The sequence below is a fragment of the Dokdonia sp. genome, assembly GCF_039945015.1.
Taxonomy (GTDB): domain Bacteria; phylum Bacteroidota; class Bacteroidia; order Flavobacteriales; family Flavobacteriaceae; genus Dokdonia.
Genome location: NZ_JBDUXP010000005.1, coordinates 101,587 through 119,133, shown reverse-complemented (window position 1 = coordinate 119,133; position 17,547 = coordinate 101,587). Strand labels below are relative to the sequence as shown.

The following is a 17,547-nucleotide window of genomic DNA, read 5'->3' as shown; positions in this document are numbered from 1 at the left end:
AAAATAGTCTTATTACACTACATGTAAAAAGCCCCCTAATGGAGGCTCTTAACTAAATCTAAAAGATTTGGGGTAAAAAATACTAGCCTAAACTAGTATGTGAATATATTATTTATCACTTACAGCTACTAAAGTAGTTGCGTTGAATTTATTGTTTTGATATGCTAGCTCTTGTAAATCAAGTGTATTAATCATTTCAGGAAAATTTCCAGAAAAATTATTATCAAAAATACTTAACCTCTTAAGAGAGTTTAAAGAAGCAATACCTACAGGTAACTCACCGTTAAAGTTGTTACTGCTTATTTGGATATCACGTAAGTGTTGTAGCTTCTCTATAGATGTTGGTAATTGTCCTTTAAAGTTATTGCTATATAAACTTATTCTTTTAAGGTTTTTTAAGTTCCCTATATCTTGTGGTAATTCACCAGTTAAATTATTAAAGAATAAATCTAAATATTCTAAACTTGCTAAATCAGTAAGATGTGTAGGAAGTGTTCCTTCTAATTTATTAAAAGAGATGTTTAATACTTTCAATCCTTTAATATTAGTAACCGTCTGAGGAATTGTTCCTTCTATACTATTTTTGTGTAGGTTAAGTACTTTTAGGTTTGCTAGGTTTCCGATACTTTCAGGAAGTTCACCGGTTAGGTTGTTGTCATTAAGCGTTAGTGCGATTACCTTATTGTTAATTATAACAACTCCTTTCCAAGATTTTGGTGATTGTTCTATATCCCAAGAATTTGTCCAAGACGAACCATTTGTTTGTGTATACAAATCGACTAAAGCTTGTTTTTCTAAAGGAGATATTTGAGCAAATGAGCTGAAAGAAACAAATAATGCTAACGCAAGTGTTGTAATGATTTTCATAGGGTATGTTTGATTTGGGTGATACTAATGTACATAGTTTCTTTTGGCGCACGACTAAGTGATTGTTTTTTTCGATGAAATACATCGAATTTTAACATTTACAGCTCTATTTTGTGTATTTCGTCGGTTCATCGAGATAAAAAATAGTGTATTTCATCGATAAAGTGCATAGTACTATAGCTGATATACACAAAATGGCCCTTTTTTTATTAAGATACCATCTGACGAATACCTGTACATGCAATACGGGTTTACCATAAGAAATATTGAGCGCTTTTTTTTGGGTTAAAACGCGAAGGATTTTTACTTTTGATTGAAAGAATATATTCTCAAAAGAGCACTTCATACATTTGCTATTTCTTAATTAGAAAAATAGATTCATTTAAGAAGTAAGAGCATATTAATGGAACATTAGGTCATACTTTTACATAACTTGACCTTTTCTCGTAAGCATCTTACTTTAATACGACAGTATACTTGCAATTCAAATTATAACTGAACATAAAACATAAAAACACAATATGAATATTACACTAAAACAAGCCGAAAAAGTTATAGAAGCAGCAAAAGCAGCATCTATTACATTAGATACTAAAATGAATATAGCTGTTGTAGATGCAGGTGCAAACCTAGTTGCATTTGCACGTATGGACGGAGCATGGTTAGGCTCGTTAGATATTTCTATTAAGAAAGCAAAGACAGCACGTTATTTTGATATGAATACAGGAATTATTGGAGAACTATCTCAACCAGGACAGCCTCTATATAATATAGAACATTCTAATAATGGATTAATCACATTTCCAGGAGGAGTACCTATAAAAGATGCAGATGGTACTATCATTGGTGCAGTAGGTGTAAGTGGGAGTTCTGTAGAGAATGATCATACAGTAGCAGATGCAGGAGCAAAGAGTGTAGGATAGACCATAATAAACACAAAAAAAGGTGATCATACGTATGATCACCTTTTTTTGTGTTTATTATTTTAACTCTTGTGTGTACGATAAACAAAGACGAGACTTAGAAGCGATATCCAAAAGAAATACCTCCTTTATAAGAATCCTTCTGATGATCTATCACCATCATCTTCTCCAAGATAACGGCCACCACCTACAGACAGTTTTAAAACAAATCCGTTTCTATTCATCTATGTTTTTGAGATAAAATATCTTAATAATGTAAATTACGTTTGTCTTCAGGATTTTTATCATTATAATCAAAATTTGTGGACATATTTGTTTACCATTTTATTACCAAAAAGAGAGAGAGTACTATGCTAAATTAATTGTTTGAGTAAATATATGTAACTGATTATCAGTTTTTTTGAAAAAAATAAGTAAATTTATAGTCATCATAAAAATTTAAATTATGTTAAAAACAATTTCAAAATTAGGCTCTGAATTGAATATATCAGAGAAAAAAACAATTACAGGAGGATGTCCTCCAAGTTGTTATTCTGATCGTGATTGCCCTAGAGGTTGGACGTGTACTCCTTCAGGTTGCGAACCAATGTAAAAGATTTTTAATTTGAGTATAAAAAGAGGCATTTATAGAAAATGCCTCTTTTTATACTATATATAATTTTCTAGATTAGAAACGATATCCAAAAGAAACACCCCCTCTGAAAAAGCCTTCTGGAGAGTCATTATCATCATCACCTAGATAGCGACCACCGCCTAGAGATAATTCTAAAACAAATCCGTTTTTACTTACCCATTTCTGACCTATAGCAGCGCCAACACCAAATTTATTCCAAGTACCATTACTTTGTATTGTCTCTGTTATAAAACCTTGGTCATCGGTAATAAAACTGATATCATTATTGTTACCATTTGCATATTGCAGTAAACCTTCTGCAAAGAAGCCTCTGGCGCCATAGTCTTTTTTATTAAAGAAGTACTGTCTATAATAGGCAGTAAATGCAAATTTTTGGTCAAAATCAAAATCATCATCATCAAAATCAAAATTGACACTAGCTCCAATCCCTGAGTATTTACTTAAAACATATTCATAACTAATATCTATGGCGGGAACAAGTAGACTTTCTAATACGTCTATTCTGAACTCATGTTTCTTGTTATTTATTTGATTGAGGTTTACAGGTTGATCATCGGTATCTTCTTGAGCAGATGCTATAATAGAGATAAGTAAGAATAAGACTGTGATTACGTTTTTCATAAGATTGATATTATTTTATAAAGACAGAAGCCAATTTCTGGTCTTATACTATCTCGTTAGTTAATATCTTCTAGATAGAAGAATTAGGTATTGGTTGCTTTTAAAAATTGTACTTAACCTAAGATTAACAACGCTTTATGGTTAAAACGATTTTTTTAACAATTCATCATCTTTGTAGTACTGCGAAATACATATGAATAGATAGTATATAAAAATAGCGACCCTATATAGAGTCGCTATTTTATTTTTGAGGGTCAATACTTAATCGGCCTTGCCAATATGCTTTAACTTCGATGAAGCAACTAATTTGCTATAAATTATATACGCTGTTGTCATTAGTCTTTAATTCCCAAGCCAGTTTAATAGCATTTTAATTGGCATTGTAAAAATGGCAATTACAAAATCCATTAAAAATCCAACTATAGGTAAAATTAAATAGACCCACCATTTGTATTTGAATTTTGTTGATATTCCATTCGTTAGATTTTTCCAGGCAATTATTATTTTTTCTTTATAGTAATAGAGAATTACTAAATCAGCCATAATCATTCCGCTAATTCTAATTGGAAGTGCAAATCCGTGAACACCTGTTGTAAAAGCGATGTCTATAATTAAAATTTGAGCCAATATAGATAATACAAGTAGAGTTCCGATTAAAACAGTTCTATTGAAAATCAGTAATATTCCTCCAATAATTTCTAAAATCCCTGTTGAAATATTAAAAAATGTACTTCTCCCATAGAGATGCCAAGTCACATAAAAACTATCAATATCTTTAATTGGTTTTTCTAAAATAGAAGCATCATAAACTCCAAATTGGCTCAAAGTCAGTTTACTCCAACCGTAACTTATCATATAAAAAATCAAATACCAGCGTAATGCTAAAATCCCAAAGTCAATAATTTTCTCTTTTTTCATGTAGTTTGATTTTTTAAAATTATTGACAACTTTATGATTAAGATATCTGGTATTCAATCTCTCAAAGCACCACAATTATTAAAGTTTTATGATTTACTAGATTAATTATAAAATATGTTGCAATCTTCAAATATAAAAAGGGGAGCATTTATAGGATCTTGGAGAGTTCTTACTCTAAACAAACACGTATCACTTTGGGTAGAACAATCTGTCCTAATAGACACTGTTAGACACCTACTATCTAGATCATTTACAGCATTCATTAAGTTAAATGAATTACCACTTTGTGTATATGTTACACTTGCTCCTACATTTGTGAAATCCCCGTTTGCACATTCATCACTAGAAGTAAATTCAAGGATATAATTACCATTGTAGATATCTGTCCAACTAATGGTAGATTGTAATGGTTTTCCAAGTGAAGGTGTATATGATAAAGTAAGTGGGTTCATAATTACATCTGGACAATCACCACTAGTCGTACAATCTGTTGTAAAAGGTACTTCTACAGCATTAGACGTTACACTATTGTTTCCAGTAGTTCTAGCCGTTACAACATAAGTGCTATTAGGATTAAAGTTGGTTATATTATTTAAACTTAAGTTTGTAAAAGTGAAGCTACCATTACTAAAGTTGCTTGGATTTATGCACTCTTGAAAAGAAAAAGGACCGCCCAATTCACTAAAACATAATTCAATAGTTGCATTATCATCTGTACAATTGGTGTACGTACCACTGATGCTAAACGTTTCGGTAACACAAAATGGATCAGGTGAAATTTCGTCTATATGAATAGCCCCAACAAAATTTTGATTATCATTTACAGTGCTATTACAGCCGTATAAGTGTTGTACTGCGCTAACATCATTGGGTGTTAATCCAGAAACTAACCTGTTTACGATGTTTCCATGCATAATAGAAAAAGAATCTATCCCAGCTGTTCCTGTGATAGCAGAGCCTTCATGACCATCTGTATGTCTAAAACCAATCGCATGACCAAGTTCATGACCTACTATATTTCGCATATTTATTTGAGTAGGAAATTCGTTTCTATTGTAACGGAAATTTGTATTAATAAAAACATCACGATATGGTTTTCCACAAGCAGGGCTTCCGCCAACCCATCCAAAAATATGACTAGGTCCACTAGGAAAACCTCCTGGAAGTGTTTCTGGTCCTAGTAAAACGATATCTGCATCGCTTAAATTTGTTGTTACTTGAAAAAGATCACTACAACCGTTTCTAGTTGCGTTCCAATCATCGATTGCTTCTAAAACGGCTAAATTCCAACTTGTTCCTTGTGGAATACCATCTGGTTCAGAAATAGATGAAAACACCGTTATAGTAATATTATCATCAGAAACTAGACTACTGCCTCTATAATGTGTACGTTGATTCTCAGTATCTTTTGGAAAGTCTTTAATATCTTTAGAAAAACGCAAGTCTCCATCTACAATATAAAAATCATCAAATTCAGTAATTTTTTCAGGCGCATATCCCATATGAATAAGCCTTTCAATAACAGGAGTTATACGTAAAGAATATTCTTGTTCTTCAAGAATTGTTTCTTCTTCTAGAGCATCAGTAGTACAACTTTGAAGCAGGAATAGTATGGTCATTACTAAAACTGTAAAGGCATGTTTGATCAATCTTTTATTCATAATATAAATAGTCATAAAATTAGTTGTTCAATGAGATTTTCTCATTGATACATTCCTGTTTCATAAAAAGAGTATTTGTTACCCTTTAAAAATGAATTAAATAAGAAACAGGTGTTAACTATTTGTAAACCAAATTTTTATATTTAAAATATAGACACATAAAAAGCCCCCTCCATATACAATAAACGTATACCGAGGAGGCTTAAATTTTGTTGAATTATAATATTACTGTTCTTTCTGAGCAGTAATTTCAGCGATCTTAACAATGACTTCTACAGCACGCATCATACTCTCTACAGGAACATATTCATAACGTCCATGGAAGTTGTGTCCTCCAGCAAAAATATTTGGACACGGTAATCCCATAAAAGAAAGCTGAGATCCATCTGTTCCACCACGTATAGGTTTAATTAAAGGTTTAATACCTAATGCCTTCATAGCCTCTTCTGCGATGTCTACAATATGCATTACTGGTTCTACTTTTTCTCTCATATTAAAGTATTGATCTTTGATCTCTACAGAAACAAGATCTTTTCCTAATTGAGAATTAAGTTCACGAGCTAGCTTTTGCATCATCTCTTTACGAGCCTCAAAATGTCCTTTGTCGTGATCCCGTATAATGTATTCTAATCGTGTGCTATCTACGCTACCGTTTATACTATATAAATGAAAGAATCCTTCTCGATCTTCTGTATGTTCTGGTGTTTCAAGTTTAGGTAAAGAATTTATGTAATCTGTAGCGATATACATACTATTTACCATTTTGCCTTTTGCATATCCAGGATGTACTATTTTACCTTCTATAGTAACTATAGCTCCAGCAGCATTAAAGTTTTCATATTCTAATTCTCCTATCTGGCTACCGTCCATAGTATATGCCCAAGCAGCACCAAATTTTTCGACATCAAATTTATGAGCACCACGTCCTATTTCCTCATCGGGGGTAAAACCAACTCTAATGGTTCCATGCTTAATTTCTGGATGCGCTAGTAAATACTGCATCGCTTCCATAATTTCCGTAATACCCGCTTTATCATCGGCTCCTAGTAATGTTGTGCCATCTGTAGTAACGATGGTTTGACCTTTATACTGGGTAAGGTCATCAAAGTAATCTGGCGATAATACAATGTTTTGTGCGGGATTTAAAACAATGTCTCCACCATCATAGTTTTCTATAATTTGTGGTTTTACATCTTTTCCAGTAAAATCTGGCGTCGTGTCAAAATGAGCAACAAAACCTATGGTTGGAACTTCGTGAGAGACATTAGATGGGAGTGTTGCCATGATATAGGCATTATCATCTATAGTCACATCAGACATACCCATAGCTTCCAACTCCTCAGCTAGTTTGCGAGCAAGATCCCATTGTTTTGCAGAGCTTGGTGTTGTATCACTGTTTGGATCACTTTCTGTATCTATAGTGACATAACTTATAAATCGGTTGAGGAGTGCTTGTTTGTTGATCATATTCTTTTTTATTTCTGTGAAAGCAGACATCTAACTCCGCATTCATATTTACAATTTGTTTATATCTATTGTTTAGTTGCTTTATACGCTCCTGCCTGCCGGCTAGGCAGGTTCGCGAAAGCAAACTATTATTCTTTCTTTTCTTCTACTGGCGCATAAAAATGTAAGAACGCTTCGTACACGGCTTTATGCAAGATATTAGAATGGTCTTGACCATCAAAATAAGTAAAACTAGACACAATAGTACGATCTTCTTTAATACGACCTATAAGGCTAAAAGCGGCGCTTTCCATGTATGGTCCTTCTTTTCCAACGGCAACATACACCTTTTTTTGAATAGTACTCTTTATTCTTTCTTGTGGAAGTAAAGAGTTATCATCCCACCAAAGGCTCGGACTTACAATGATATAATTAGAAAAAAGATCAGGTGTTTTCCAAAGTATTTCTGTTGCGAGTAACCCTCCTAATGATTGTCCTATTAAAGTACGCTCTGTTGTTATTTTATAATTTGTTGTCACAAAGGGTTGTAATTCTTTTTCTAAAAAGGAGATAAATGCTTCTGATCCACCTGTTGTAGGAAAGTCTTTTTTATCCTTCTCATTGGTTGTAGGATAGGTAAAATCTCGCTTTCTGTCTATATTACTTATTCCTATGATGATAGACTCTGGGAGCATTTTAATCCAAGGGAAACTTCCAAACTGAACAATTCCTGCCACGTGAATAAAATCCTCATCAGCACTACCATCCAGAAGATAGATCACAGGATATGTCTTTTCTTTTTCCTTTGCATAGGATTGAGGTAGGTATACGTTTATGATTCTATTTTCTTTAAGAATATCAGAATAAAAGGTGTGTGTTTCTCCTATACTAAAAGGTGTGGTTTCCAAGCTAATAGGAACCTTGTTTTCTTGTCCCGTAACTACGATATATTGTGAGAGGAATAGAAGATAGAAAACGTATTTTTTTATCATAAATACTATTGATTTTTTTTATGCTTTCGCGAAAGCATAAAATTACCCATTTTCAATTACTTTTGCAGATAAGAATATTACTTATATGTATAAACTTCTCGTTAGACCCATTCTTTTCCTTTTTGACCCAGAGAAAGTCCATTATTTTACCTTTTCGCTTATCAGAAATATGACCAAATTTGGTTTTGGCGGAATATTTAGAAGTCTATGGCAAGTAAACGATAAACGGTTAGAACGAAAAGTTTTTGGATTGACATTTAAGAATCCGGTAGGTCTTGCCGCAGGATTTGATAAAGATGCAAAGCTTTATAAAGAGCTTGATAATGTAGGTTTTGGATTTATTGAGATAGGAACAGTAACGCCTAAAGGACAAATTGGGAACCCTAAAAAACGCCTATTTAGATTAAAAAGTGATCAAGCCATTATTAACCGAATGGGGTTTAATAATGGAGGTGTAGATGCTGCCGTAGAAAGACTCAAGTCTAATAAAAATGTACTAGTAGGGGGGAATATAGGTAAAAATACAGGAGTTAAACCTGAAGCATATACAGCAGATTATCTAACGTGTTTTAACGCATTACATCCGTATGTAGATTATTTTGTTCTCAATGTAAGTTGTCCTAATGTATCTAGTCATGCAAAACTGAATGATAAAGACTACTTAATAGAACTTATTAATGCGGTACAAGGAGCAAATAGAACCTTTGATGTGCAACGACCTATTGTATTAAAAATCGCTCCAGACCTCAATGATCAACAACTAGATGAGATTGTAGATTTAGTACAGGAAACAAAGTTGGATGGAGTGATCGCAAGTAATACATCCGTATCTCGTGAGGGATTAAAAGCGAGTAAAGAACGTCTAGAAGAAATAGGGAATGGTGGCTTGAGCGGAAAACCAATTACAGACACCTCTACACGAGTGATCAAATACCTATCAGAAAAAAGTAATCAATCATTTCCTATCATTGGAGTAGGAGGAATTCATTCTGTACAAGATGCTTTAGATAAAATAGATGCTGGAGCTAGTCTTGTACAGTTGTATACAGGGTTTATTTATGAAGGACCAAGCTTAATTAAAGACATCAATAAAGCATTACTCAAAAGAGCATAAGTTTTAAATAATAGATTAATAATCGATTTCTTGTAATGATTACTAGTTTTTTCGATTAAAAGAAATGAATTGCCTTATACTCATTAGAAATGGGCATAAATTACATACAATGCGTAACTCTCATAAATTACTTTTAGCTTCTGTCATGGTACTGTTGGCTTCATTAAAACCTGACTTTGCAAAATTTATCCCGCAAATCGTAAAAGTAGGCGCAGCTTTTTTATTACTTCTTATTGGACTCTATTTAATGTGGAAAGAAAGACAGTGGTAATTTATTACTGAAGATATCATATACTTTGATTCGATATAATGCAATATATTAGTGCGATATGATTGAATCCATTATTGCTTTTATGGGAGCCACTGCTTTATTAGCATTTTCTCCTGGTCCTGATAATATTTATGTACTTACGCAAAGTGTAGCAAATGGACGCAATTCGGGTCTAGCAACGACTGCAGGATTAATTTCTGGATGTATCGTACATACAACACTAGTTGCTTTTGGACTTTCTGCCATTATTGCAACATCACCTACGGTGTTTTTTGCCATTAAATTACTAGGCGCTTTATATTTGGTATACCTCGCCTATAGTGTTTTTAAAAGTGATGCAAAAGTTTCACTTACCGATGGTGCTCCTAAAAAAAGCTATACAGCTTTATTTAAACAAGGGGTAATGATGAATATTTTAAACCCCAAAGTCACGATTTTCTTCCTCGCTTTTTTTCCTGGATTTTTATGGGATCCAGATGGTAATACCGTGATTCAGTTTTACATCCTGGGTATTTTATTTATGATTGAATCCCTTTTTATTTTTGGAGGCATTGCCGTACTGGCAGGAAGTATTTCTGGATATTTACGAAAGAGCGAAAAAGTAGGTGTCGTTCTTAAGTGGGTTCAGATTATTGTATTCATTGGAATTGCTGTTTTCATTTTGATATAGCTTTCGCGAAAGCGGAATTAGCCTTATTTTTACATAGTGAATAACAAAGTCAAAATCATAGAATGTCCTCGTGACGCCATGCAAGGAATAAAGGACTGGATTCCTACAGATGAAAAAGTTCAATATATCCAGTCATTATTGCGTTGTGGTTTTGATACCATAGATGTGGGAAGTTTTGTGTCTCCTAAAGCAATTCCGCAAATGCAGGACTCTGCTGAGGTTTTATACAAACTTGATTTATCTAAAACAGAAAGTAAATTACTATCAATCGTTGCCAATGTGCGTGGCGCTACAGAAGCTGTAAAACATGACATGATAGATTATCTTGGGTATCCATTTTCTATCTCAGAGAACTTCCAAATGCGTAATACGCATAAAACGATTGCACAATCTGTAGAGATTTTAAGAGAGATATTAGATCTAGCACATAGCAATGATAAGCAGGTAGTTGTGTATATCTCTATGGGATTTGGAAACCCGTATGGGGATCCTTGGAATGTTGATATTGTAGGGCAATGGACAGAAAAGCTAAGTGCTATGGGCGTGAAGATTCTTTCGCTTTCTGATACAGTTGGAACGTCTAATCCCGAGAATATTAAGTATTTATTTTCTAATTTAATACCTAAGTACCCAGATATTGAGTTTGGAGCACACTTACATACAACGCCTACGACTTGGCATGAGAAAGTAGATGCAGCCTATCAAGCTGGTTGTCGCCGTTTTGATGGTGCTATCCAAGGCTTTGGAGGATGTCCAATGGCAAAAGATGAACTTACTGGTAATATGCCAACAGAAAAACTCATTTCTTATGTAGCCTCTGTAAAGGCATACGATAACATCAATACGATGTCTTTTGAAAGCAGTTACAATGAAGCTTTAAAGGTATTCCAGAAGTATCATTAAAATGCTTATTTACATATAAAATGTGCTTTTGTGATAGTAGTTTCATCTATTTCATAAATAGGGATGAGTCCTAACACATCCACTAAGAACTAACTTTAGTAATTTCGAGTGGATTCGGAGGTAGGTGAATTTGCCGTAATTGCAGTTATAGATTGTTGGCAACTGTTTATTTTTCTTCGATTTTTATTTTACCATCAACCCAGTCCGGTAAATAAAAATTCATTCCCGTTTTTGCTTCAATATCTATCAATTTATTTCTCAATGCCACAGTCCTTAATCCAATTGCTTTTCTTGTTTTATTTATTTGGGAAATAGTTGATGTGTTAGGAGGATTAAGATAACCATAGGATGATTCATTCCATTCTGATGTAACTGCTTTTTTCCAATCTTCGGCTAAAGCAATTTCATATGGAGATATATATCCTTCATTTAAGAATTGAATCAATTTTGGCTTTATGAAATCATACAGGGTATCTTTTTTAACATACTGAGTTCCTTGGGAATTGTGATGACTCAAAATAGTTGAAACCCAGAAATCATTTCCTATTAGAAGCTCTCCTGGATAACCATTAATTTCTATAATCTCAAGTAGATTAACTAATTGTTCTTCACTATGCTTAGGAAAATTTTCTGTAATAAATTGCTCTTGTCCTTGTTCATCTTCGATAATGTAGGCTTCATATGCGATTTTCTGATCTTTTTCAAACATCGAGTGAACTCTATTTTTAAGTGTTGAATCAATTTTATTTAAAAACTGATTGCGCAACTCTTCGTATTGTTTTTCAATAGTATCCCAATCAGAATCAAGTAGATTTTTACTTAAGAATTTTTGTTCTTTGAGATGTATTAATTCCCAGCCATTGGAGATCGCTTTTTTAACATAAATCAACCCTTTTTCCTTTTCTCCAATTAGGAAAGAAATCTGGGAAGCAATTTTATAGTCTCGAAGAAAAATGAAGTCATATTCATTAAATAATTTTTCATATCGAATTAATGCTTCTTCATATTTTTCTTGACTAATTAATTCTTCTGCCAATATAATTTCTGAATGATATTTATTGTAGTCTATGACCTTTTTTGCACTGTTCTCGCAAGCAGTTAAAGAATAAAGAAGGCTACAGAGAATAATTAAGGATCTAATTTTCATTTTTTTAGTATTGTTGCCAACTCTATTATTATATGCGTCTAGTTGTTTTTGTATGATCTCTTCTGATGACATACATGGAAGTTTTTTTACCGTAAAATAAAAAAGAAGTATATATTAAGAAGGTAATCTCGCTTTTATAAATTTAATTTGTCCATTGTGATTTGATTCATGTTCTACGACATGAAACCATTTACAATATGCATTTGTAGGTCCCCAAGCCCAGTTGTTATCTGCTTTAAGAAGCCACTCATCATCACGATTTCCAAGTTCTTTTAATGTATGAGAACGTACTTCATTAAGAGTATCTAGGTAATAGGTAAGGTCATTTCCTTTTATTTTTTTACGAGCTTGATCTCCAAGCCCAGAAGCTGTACTCCAACGTTTTGAATCTTCACGAGACCAATTTCCCCAGTTTTTACCTTCTAGTGTATGTATTTGATAAAAACGTTCTGTGGCTGCAAGGTGCATAAGCATGGCACCTATAGAATTTGCTTTGTCATCTATTAAGAAATCAAGCTGTTCTTGTTCGAGACCTCTTACTTGACCTTCGACAACGTTACGCATCCAGTTCATCATAGAGACAAGTGTACCTACTTGCGGTGCATATCCGGATTTTGGCCCTACAATATTAAGCCCATCTTGTATTGGAGTGCAAGAAGCACCCATAAGAGGAATAGAAATAAGGCTTAATGTTCCAGCGGCTGCAAATGATGATTTTTTAAGAAAATTACGACGACTTTGGTCGGTGAGTACAGTAGTATTCATGATGATATATGTTGATTAGTTGGATACAATATACTATCGTATCATCACAAGATTGCGTTAATGCCTACTTAAAAAGCTGTTAATACGGATATGAAATTCTTATGCTTCTATGGGTTTAATTCTTTTAATCTTTTTGTAGCATTTTGATTATCAGGATTTAATGATAAAGATTTTTCAAAATTATAAATGGCATTTTTTGTATCACCTATATATAGATATCCTTCGGCTAAACTGTCATATAGGTTTGCCGATGTAGGATATAACTGAAGCGCTAATTCAAAAATAGAGATTCCAGCTTGAACGTTTTTAGGATTAAAAATCAATTGTAACCCTAAAGTGTTAAGCCTTCCTTCAGGAAGCTCTAATGTAGGATGTGTTTTTTTAATCTGTTTATAGAATGTTTTTACATTCTTATAATTTTGAAGCTTTGCCTGATGTACAAAATCATAAAAATCAAACGCCTTTTGTACGGTTGCTGTTTTAGATTCTTTTGAAATTAGATCTGAAGAAATATTATTTTCTTGAGGTGTGTTTGTTATAAATTGTAAAGCAGTTGCATCATCTTTAAGATACGCATTCATAAACTGTAGACTATATGTAGAAACTAATTTATAAGATGCCATGATTTTTTGATCACTTTTATCTTGGCGAAGGTCTCGTTTTTCAAAAAGAACACCTAGTGTACTAAAATAGGAGTGGGACATATCGTGAAATCTCATTTTGTAGGCATCACAATGGGTAAGAGCATCATAAAATTCAAAATCAGTATTTAAGGTAGCGCTTATATTTTCCTGTTGCATAACCGCTTGAGGAATTTCTTTTTGAGCAAGATGCATAAAAGGAATAGTGATCTTCTTAGGATCATAAAAAGCAGTTGATTTTAAAAGATCAGGATTATAACGTATAGTTCCATCAAGGCTTAGGTTTGCCTTAAAGATAGTGGTACGCATTTGAGTAAGTACATTAGACAACCCCCCAAAACTAAACCCCATAGTAGCTACACGATTCATATCTGAAGAAGGAAAACGAGAAACTTCTTTTATTAAAAATTCAAGATCTCTAGCTTGAGTTTCTATAGCACGCTCTGGTTTTTGAAAACGTTTAGAAGAAGCACCTCTACTTGGACTGGAAATTACAATATATCCATGACTAGCTAATTGCTCACATATAGCAAAATTTTCTATAGATGAAGCTTGAAAACTAGGTGCATATATAATTACTGGAAATGACTCTTTTGCAATTGGAATGTCTATATAGGCTTGTGCTGTTTCCTTAAGATGTTGCTGATTTTGAGGAGTATTTGCATAATAAAACCAATCTAAAATAAAATAATTGGGTAAACTTTCCCATTCTTCTTCCTCTTTGAGAACCTCCATATAGTTTAAAACAGACATTGGAGATTTAGAGAGTATAGATGTTGTAGAAGGATACCAAATACTTATAGGAATAGGCCGTAATACTTCCTTATGATTGACTGTTATTTTAGGAATATAAGTGCGTGTACTATCTGTAGCAGTATAATGTTTAAAACCTATAGTGTATCTACCATAGTCTAAATCTATTTCTTGTAAAGAAGTTTGACTTAATAGGTTATTAAATTGAAAGAGAAGCACTAAGAAAACAAGTTGCAATTTCATAATAGATAGTAAAAGGTTCACTATCAAAGATTGGGAATACTACAAAATGTTACAGTAAAAAAGCATCAGCGATGGTATATTCCTTATCACTGATGCTTTTATATATTTAAAGAAAGTATTTCTAAGAGTTTGTTTATTCTTTTACCGCTTTCGCGAAAGCGTTCTTACCTCCCACAATAGGAAGCGTAAGTGTTGTTCCTCCAAGAGCAACCGTGAGTTGTGTTCCCGGCTCTGGATGTAAGGTAAACTCATTATCACTAGAAAAAATCATAAGTCCAATCTGTTGTCCTTTAGGTATGATTTGATCATCTGGCATTAAGTCAAAAGTCACATTGTAAAATGTCCCTGGTTCGAGTGGTTCTCCTTCACGTATAGAGCTATGGTTTTGAGGATCTGCCCAACCACGTGTAATGATATTATCGGTGATTTTTATTTTAGCACCGTCGTTCCAAGGTAAAGATACAAGCCATACAGATAAGTTTGCTGCTGGTTTATCACTGGCTAACTTTACAGTAATTTTTGGAACTCCAGAAATATGTACATCCTCAGTAAGTTCTGGAGTAAGATATAATAAACGATTTTTTGAAATTTCTGCTTTGGCAAAATCGCTTCCTTTTATTCTATAATCATCTACAAAAGTTTCTCTACCTTGTTTTGCTTTTTTTACGATACCTAGCGTTCCTTTTGCAGGGCCATCACCTCCTAAGTATAACACAACATCTGAAGCGTCTGGATTAGGGTATTCTGCATATGAAGTAGGTTCACTTCGTTTGTCATTCTCACGTACAATCCATGCACGAGCATCATTTTCTACTCCATTTTCTATACCGTGTAAATAGCGAGTAAACCAACGATTACGCATGGTCATAGGTGGCGGACCTCCATGACCATTCTGATGGTAAAAGATTTGCGAAGGAATGCCTTGTGCTTTTGCTTGGGCATAAATACGATAACTATGTTCTGGCATCACATTCCAATCATTAAATCCGTGAGACATTAATAAAGCCGCTTTCATAGGTTTCATCTGGTTGAGGTAATCCCTTCCTTCCCAAAAATCATTATAATCTCCTGTGATACGATCCATACCGTTTTTCATCTCTGTATCGCGTACAGTTTTGTTATTATATGGACGTTTTGACTCGTCTCCACTATGTATAAAATCATATAGAACATCTATATCTTCTCCGAGATATCCTCCAGGCGAACGTACAAGACCGTTAGAGCGATAGTAATGGTAATAGGATGTGTTAGGTGCTATAGGAATAATAGCTTCAAGTCCTTCGACACCTGTTGTTGCAGCAGCTAGTGGTAATGTACCATTATAAGAAGTTCCTGTCATTCCTACTTTTCCTGTAGACCAAAAAGCATCTACGGTCTTATCTCCATCTATAGATGTATATCCTTTTCTACGACCACATAGCCATTCAATGACTGCTTTTGGAGCGAGTGATTCATTAGGACCTCCTACGGTAGGAGCACCTTGCGATAATCCAGTCCCTGGAGAGGAAGAGTGTACTACTATATACCCTCTTGGTACCCATGTTTTGATATGAGAATTAGAAATGATAGGACGTTCTCCTGTTCGTTTTGCTTCTGGATGTAGACGTTCTTCTGCAGTTTCACCAAGTTCGTGCGCTACATTCCAATTTGGAGTATCTGAAGCAACTCCTGCAAAATAAGGACTACTTACATATACAATGGGAAGTTTTAAACCTTCTGTATCTGTTTGTTTAGGACGCGTAACTGATACATGCATACGATCCATTTTGTCATCGCCATCTGTATTAAAGTCGGTTTCGACCCATAAGTCATGCCGTATCCAATCATCTGAATCTTTAAATTCAGGAACTATTTGAGCTTCTCCATCTTTAAAAATAGGAGTTATTTTTTCCCCTTGACCTTCCTTTTTTTGCGCACAAGCTATCGAAAAAATAAAGAGCATTAGGAATAGAAAATGAGTAGTGAGATTTCTTTTCATAACAGTGTAATAAAATTGAGAATTTAGATAGGAAAGATAGGAATATTCTGGTGTATTTATGTTAAATGATGATTTTGCTTAACAATTATGATACGATCAATATATATCTACTGCATCCCATATTTTGAAATCAGGATTGTCATTTTCTGATTGAATGATAAAATCCAGTAGATTAGAAGCCTCTATCCAATGAATATTTTCTTGATTTGCTTTTTAATTGAGATGTAAATACCTTTTGCGCCTACACTTAAGAGTGTTTGAAGTAATTCTTTTAATTCATCCTTTTTATACCTACCATCAATAAAAACTTTTATTTTTTGATCCTTTATATCTTTTATTATCTTTTGAATGTTCCTTTTAGTTTCCTCAGGAGAATCTTTTGAAGCAATTCTATTTGCAATAATCATCAGAGATGACGCCGACAAATATTTTCTTGGTTCATTTGGGAAAATGATGAGGTGTGAGTTTGTAATATTTTGATCTTCAGTTTTTAAATTTGATGTATTAGAAATGGCAAGAATTTTTAAGTGTCTAAAATTTCTACTATTTAATGGGTCATATATATGATTAACATCCGTAGTGCCATAATCTCTGTATCCTCTATATCTGTTATTGGTTTCTTTAGAAAATAGATATATGGTATCGGTATCTGAAAGGTTTTCACTATCAACTATCCATGGAGCTACTGTATACTTTAATTTAATAGGCTCTGAATCTGTATGTATTGTAAGTTCTTGATTTTTTATGTCTTGACTAATTTCATACTGTCTTAGAAAAGTAGAATTACGATTAACTATCCCTTTATGGTCACTTATATCTAAAGTGCGGAAATCGTAAAATTCTGATGGAATTTCATCAGAAAAAAGCACTTCTTCTTCTTCTTCTTCTTCTTCTTCTTCTGTTACTTCTACAATATGCCAATGCCCATTAATATTTTGCTTATCACAACTATAAAAGAGAATACTAAAAAAACAGATAAGTACTAGTTTTTGTCTCATGA

Annotated in this window: 17 protein-coding genes; 6 read left to right on the top strand and 11 right to left on the bottom strand. The window is 33.5% G+C overall.

Annotated features, from left to right (window positions below; genetic code table 11):
- Positions 1-108 precede the first annotated feature (108 nt).
- A complete protein-coding gene (locus ABJD27_RS06470) occupies positions 109-867 on the bottom strand; it encodes a Two component regulator three Y domain protein (protein WP_348168391.1) in 759 nt (252 codons plus the stop codon).
- A gap of 521 nt (positions 868-1,388) precedes the next feature.
- Here ABJD27_RS06470 and ABJD27_RS06465 point away from each other — a divergent pair.
- Entirely contained in the window at positions 1,389-1,790 is a 402-nt protein-coding gene (locus tag ABJD27_RS06465; protein ID WP_348168388.1) for a heme-binding protein, read from the top strand.
- Between the two features lie 445 nt (positions 1,791-2,235).
- Positions 2,236-2,382 (top strand): hypothetical protein, encoded by a 147-nt coding sequence (locus tag ABJD27_RS06460; protein ID WP_348168385.1) that lies wholly within the window; start codon positions 2,236-2,238, stop codon positions 2,380-2,382.
- A 75-nt stretch (positions 2,383-2,457) separates the two neighbouring features.
- On the opposite strand, the gene ABJD27_RS06455 is transcribed toward ABJD27_RS06460, so the two are convergent.
- The 5 genes from ABJD27_RS06455 to ABJD27_RS06435 form a co-directional block, all read right to left on the bottom strand.
- Positions 2,458-3,045, bottom strand: coding sequence for a hypothetical protein (locus tag ABJD27_RS06455; protein WP_348168382.1), 588 nt, complete (start codon positions 3,043-3,045; stop codon positions 2,458-2,460).
- A gap of 342 nt (positions 3,046-3,387) precedes the next feature.
- Complete coding sequence (locus ABJD27_RS06450; RefSeq protein ID WP_348168379.1) at positions 3,388-3,963, bottom strand: DoxX family membrane protein; 576 nt, start codon at positions 3,961-3,963, stop codon at positions 3,388-3,390.
- Positions 3,964-4,064: 101 nt separating this feature from the next.
- A complete protein-coding gene (locus ABJD27_RS06445; RefSeq protein ID WP_348202014.1) occupies positions 4,065-5,624 on the bottom strand; it encodes a M57 family metalloprotease in 1,560 nt (519 codons plus the stop codon).
- A 225-nt stretch (positions 5,625-5,849) separates the two neighbouring features.
- Positions 5,850-7,091: a peptidase T gene (gene pepT, locus ABJD27_RS06440; protein ID WP_348168373.1), complete on the bottom strand. Its 1,242-nt coding sequence runs from the start codon at positions 7,089-7,091 to the stop codon at positions 5,850-5,852.
- A 128-nt stretch (positions 7,092-7,219) separates the two neighbouring features.
- A complete protein-coding gene (locus tag ABJD27_RS06435) occupies positions 7,220-8,062 on the bottom strand; it encodes an alpha/beta hydrolase-fold protein (RefSeq protein ID WP_348168370.1) in 843 nt (280 codons plus the stop codon).
- An 85-nt stretch (positions 8,063-8,147) separates the two neighbouring features.
- On the opposite strand from ABJD27_RS06435, the gene ABJD27_RS06430 reads away from it, so the two are divergent.
- From ABJD27_RS06430 to ABJD27_RS06415, 4 genes are all read left to right on the top strand, one after another.
- Positions 8,148-9,176 carry a quinone-dependent dihydroorotate dehydrogenase gene (locus tag ABJD27_RS06430; protein WP_348168367.1) on the top strand — a complete coding sequence of 343 codons (1,029 nt, stop codon included), beginning with the start codon at positions 8,148-8,150 and terminating at the stop codon, positions 9,174-9,176.
- Between the two features lie 64 nt (positions 9,177-9,240).
- Positions 9,241-9,447 carry a hypothetical protein gene (locus ABJD27_RS06425; RefSeq protein ID WP_348168364.1) on the top strand — a complete coding sequence of 69 codons (207 nt, stop codon included), beginning with the start codon at positions 9,241-9,243 and terminating at the stop codon, positions 9,445-9,447.
- 58 nt (positions 9,448-9,505) lie between these two features.
- A complete protein-coding gene (locus ABJD27_RS06420) occupies positions 9,506-10,117 on the top strand; it encodes a LysE family translocator (RefSeq protein ID WP_348168361.1) in 612 nt (203 codons plus the stop codon).
- A 36-nt stretch (positions 10,118-10,153) separates the two neighbouring features.
- Entirely contained in the window at positions 10,154-11,020 is an 867-nt protein-coding gene (locus ABJD27_RS06415) for a hydroxymethylglutaryl-CoA lyase (protein WP_348168358.1), read from the top strand.
- Positions 11,021-11,186: 166 nt separating this feature from the next.
- On the opposite strand, the gene ABJD27_RS06410 is transcribed toward ABJD27_RS06415, so the two are convergent.
- The 5 genes from ABJD27_RS06410 to ABJD27_RS06390 form a co-directional block, all read right to left on the bottom strand.
- Positions 11,187-12,239, bottom strand: a complete 1,053-nt coding sequence (locus ABJD27_RS06410) for a hypothetical protein (RefSeq protein ID WP_348168355.1) — start codon at positions 12,237-12,239, stop codon at positions 11,187-11,189.
- Between the two features lie 42 nt (positions 12,240-12,281).
- Positions 12,282-12,932 carry a DinB family protein gene (locus ABJD27_RS06405; RefSeq protein ID WP_348168352.1) on the bottom strand — a complete coding sequence of 217 codons (651 nt, stop codon included), beginning with the start codon at positions 12,930-12,932 and terminating at the stop codon, positions 12,282-12,284.
- Positions 12,933-13,039: 107 nt separating this feature from the next.
- Positions 13,040-14,569, bottom strand: coding sequence for an alpha/beta hydrolase (locus ABJD27_RS06400; RefSeq protein WP_348168349.1), 1,530 nt, complete (start codon positions 14,567-14,569; stop codon positions 13,040-13,042).
- A gap of 133 nt (positions 14,570-14,702) precedes the next feature.
- The gene (locus ABJD27_RS06395) at positions 14,703-16,547 is read right to left on the bottom strand and encodes a Xaa-Pro dipeptidyl-peptidase (RefSeq protein WP_348168346.1); all 1,845 of its coding nucleotides are present in this window, start codon (positions 16,545-16,547) and stop codon (positions 14,703-14,705) included.
- Positions 16,548-16,729: 182 nt separating this feature from the next.
- Positions 16,730-17,545, bottom strand: a complete 816-nt coding sequence (locus ABJD27_RS06390; RefSeq protein WP_348168343.1) for a hypothetical protein — start codon at positions 17,543-17,545, stop codon at positions 16,730-16,732.
- Between the last annotated feature and the right edge of the window lie 2 nt (positions 17,546-17,547).

Excerpts from the sequence above, each read along its gene's own strand:
- ABJD27_RS06470 (WP_348168391.1), bottom strand. The coding sequence starts at position 867 with ATGAAAATCATTACAACACTTGCGTTAGCATTATTTGTTTCTTTCAGC.
- ABJD27_RS06465 (WP_348168388.1), top strand. The coding sequence starts at position 1,389 with ATGAATATTACACTAAAACAAGCCGAAAAAGTTATAGAAGCAGCAAAA.
- ABJD27_RS06460 (WP_348168385.1), top strand. The coding sequence starts at position 2,236 with ATGTTAAAAACAATTTCAAAATTAGGCTCTGAATTGAATATATCAGAG.
- ABJD27_RS06455 (WP_348168382.1), bottom strand. The coding sequence starts at position 3,045 with ATGAAAAACGTAATCACAGTCTTATTCTTACTTATCTCTATTATAGCA.
- ABJD27_RS06450 (WP_348168379.1), bottom strand. The coding sequence starts at position 3,963 with ATGAAAAAAGAGAAAATTATTGACTTTGGGATTTTAGCATTACGCTGG.
- ABJD27_RS06445 (WP_348202014.1), bottom strand. The coding sequence starts at position 5,624 with ATGAATAAAAGATTGATCAAACATGCCTTTACAGTTTTAGTAATGACC.
- pepT (WP_348168373.1), bottom strand. The coding sequence starts at position 7,091 with ATGATCAACAAACAAGCACTCCTCAACCGATTTATAAGTTATGTCACT.
- ABJD27_RS06435 (WP_348168370.1), bottom strand. The coding sequence starts at position 8,062 with ATGATAAAAAAATACGTTTTCTATCTTCTATTCCTCTCACAATATATC.
- ABJD27_RS06430 (WP_348168367.1), top strand. The coding sequence starts at position 8,148 with ATGTATAAACTTCTCGTTAGACCCATTCTTTTCCTTTTTGACCCAGAG.
- ABJD27_RS06425 (WP_348168364.1), top strand. The coding sequence starts at position 9,241 with ATGAATTGCCTTATACTCATTAGAAATGGGCATAAATTACATACAATG.
- ABJD27_RS06420 (WP_348168361.1), top strand. The coding sequence starts at position 9,506 with ATGATTGAATCCATTATTGCTTTTATGGGAGCCACTGCTTTATTAGCA.
- ABJD27_RS06410 (WP_348168355.1), bottom strand. The coding sequence starts at position 12,239 with ATGTCATCAGAAGAGATCATACAAAAACAACTAGACGCATATAATAAT.
- ABJD27_RS06405 (WP_348168352.1), bottom strand. The coding sequence starts at position 12,932 with ATGAATACTACTGTACTCACCGACCAAAGTCGTCGTAATTTTCTTAAA.
- ABJD27_RS06400 (WP_348168349.1), bottom strand. The coding sequence starts at position 14,569 with ATGAAATTGCAACTTGTTTTCTTAGTGCTTCTCTTTCAATTTAATAAC.
- ABJD27_RS06395 (WP_348168346.1), bottom strand. The coding sequence starts at position 16,547 with ATGAAAAGAAATCTCACTACTCATTTTCTATTCCTAATGCTCTTTATT.
- ABJD27_RS06390 (WP_348168343.1), bottom strand. The coding sequence starts at position 17,545 with ATGAGACAAAAACTAGTACTTATCTGTTTTTTTAGTATTCTCTTTTAT.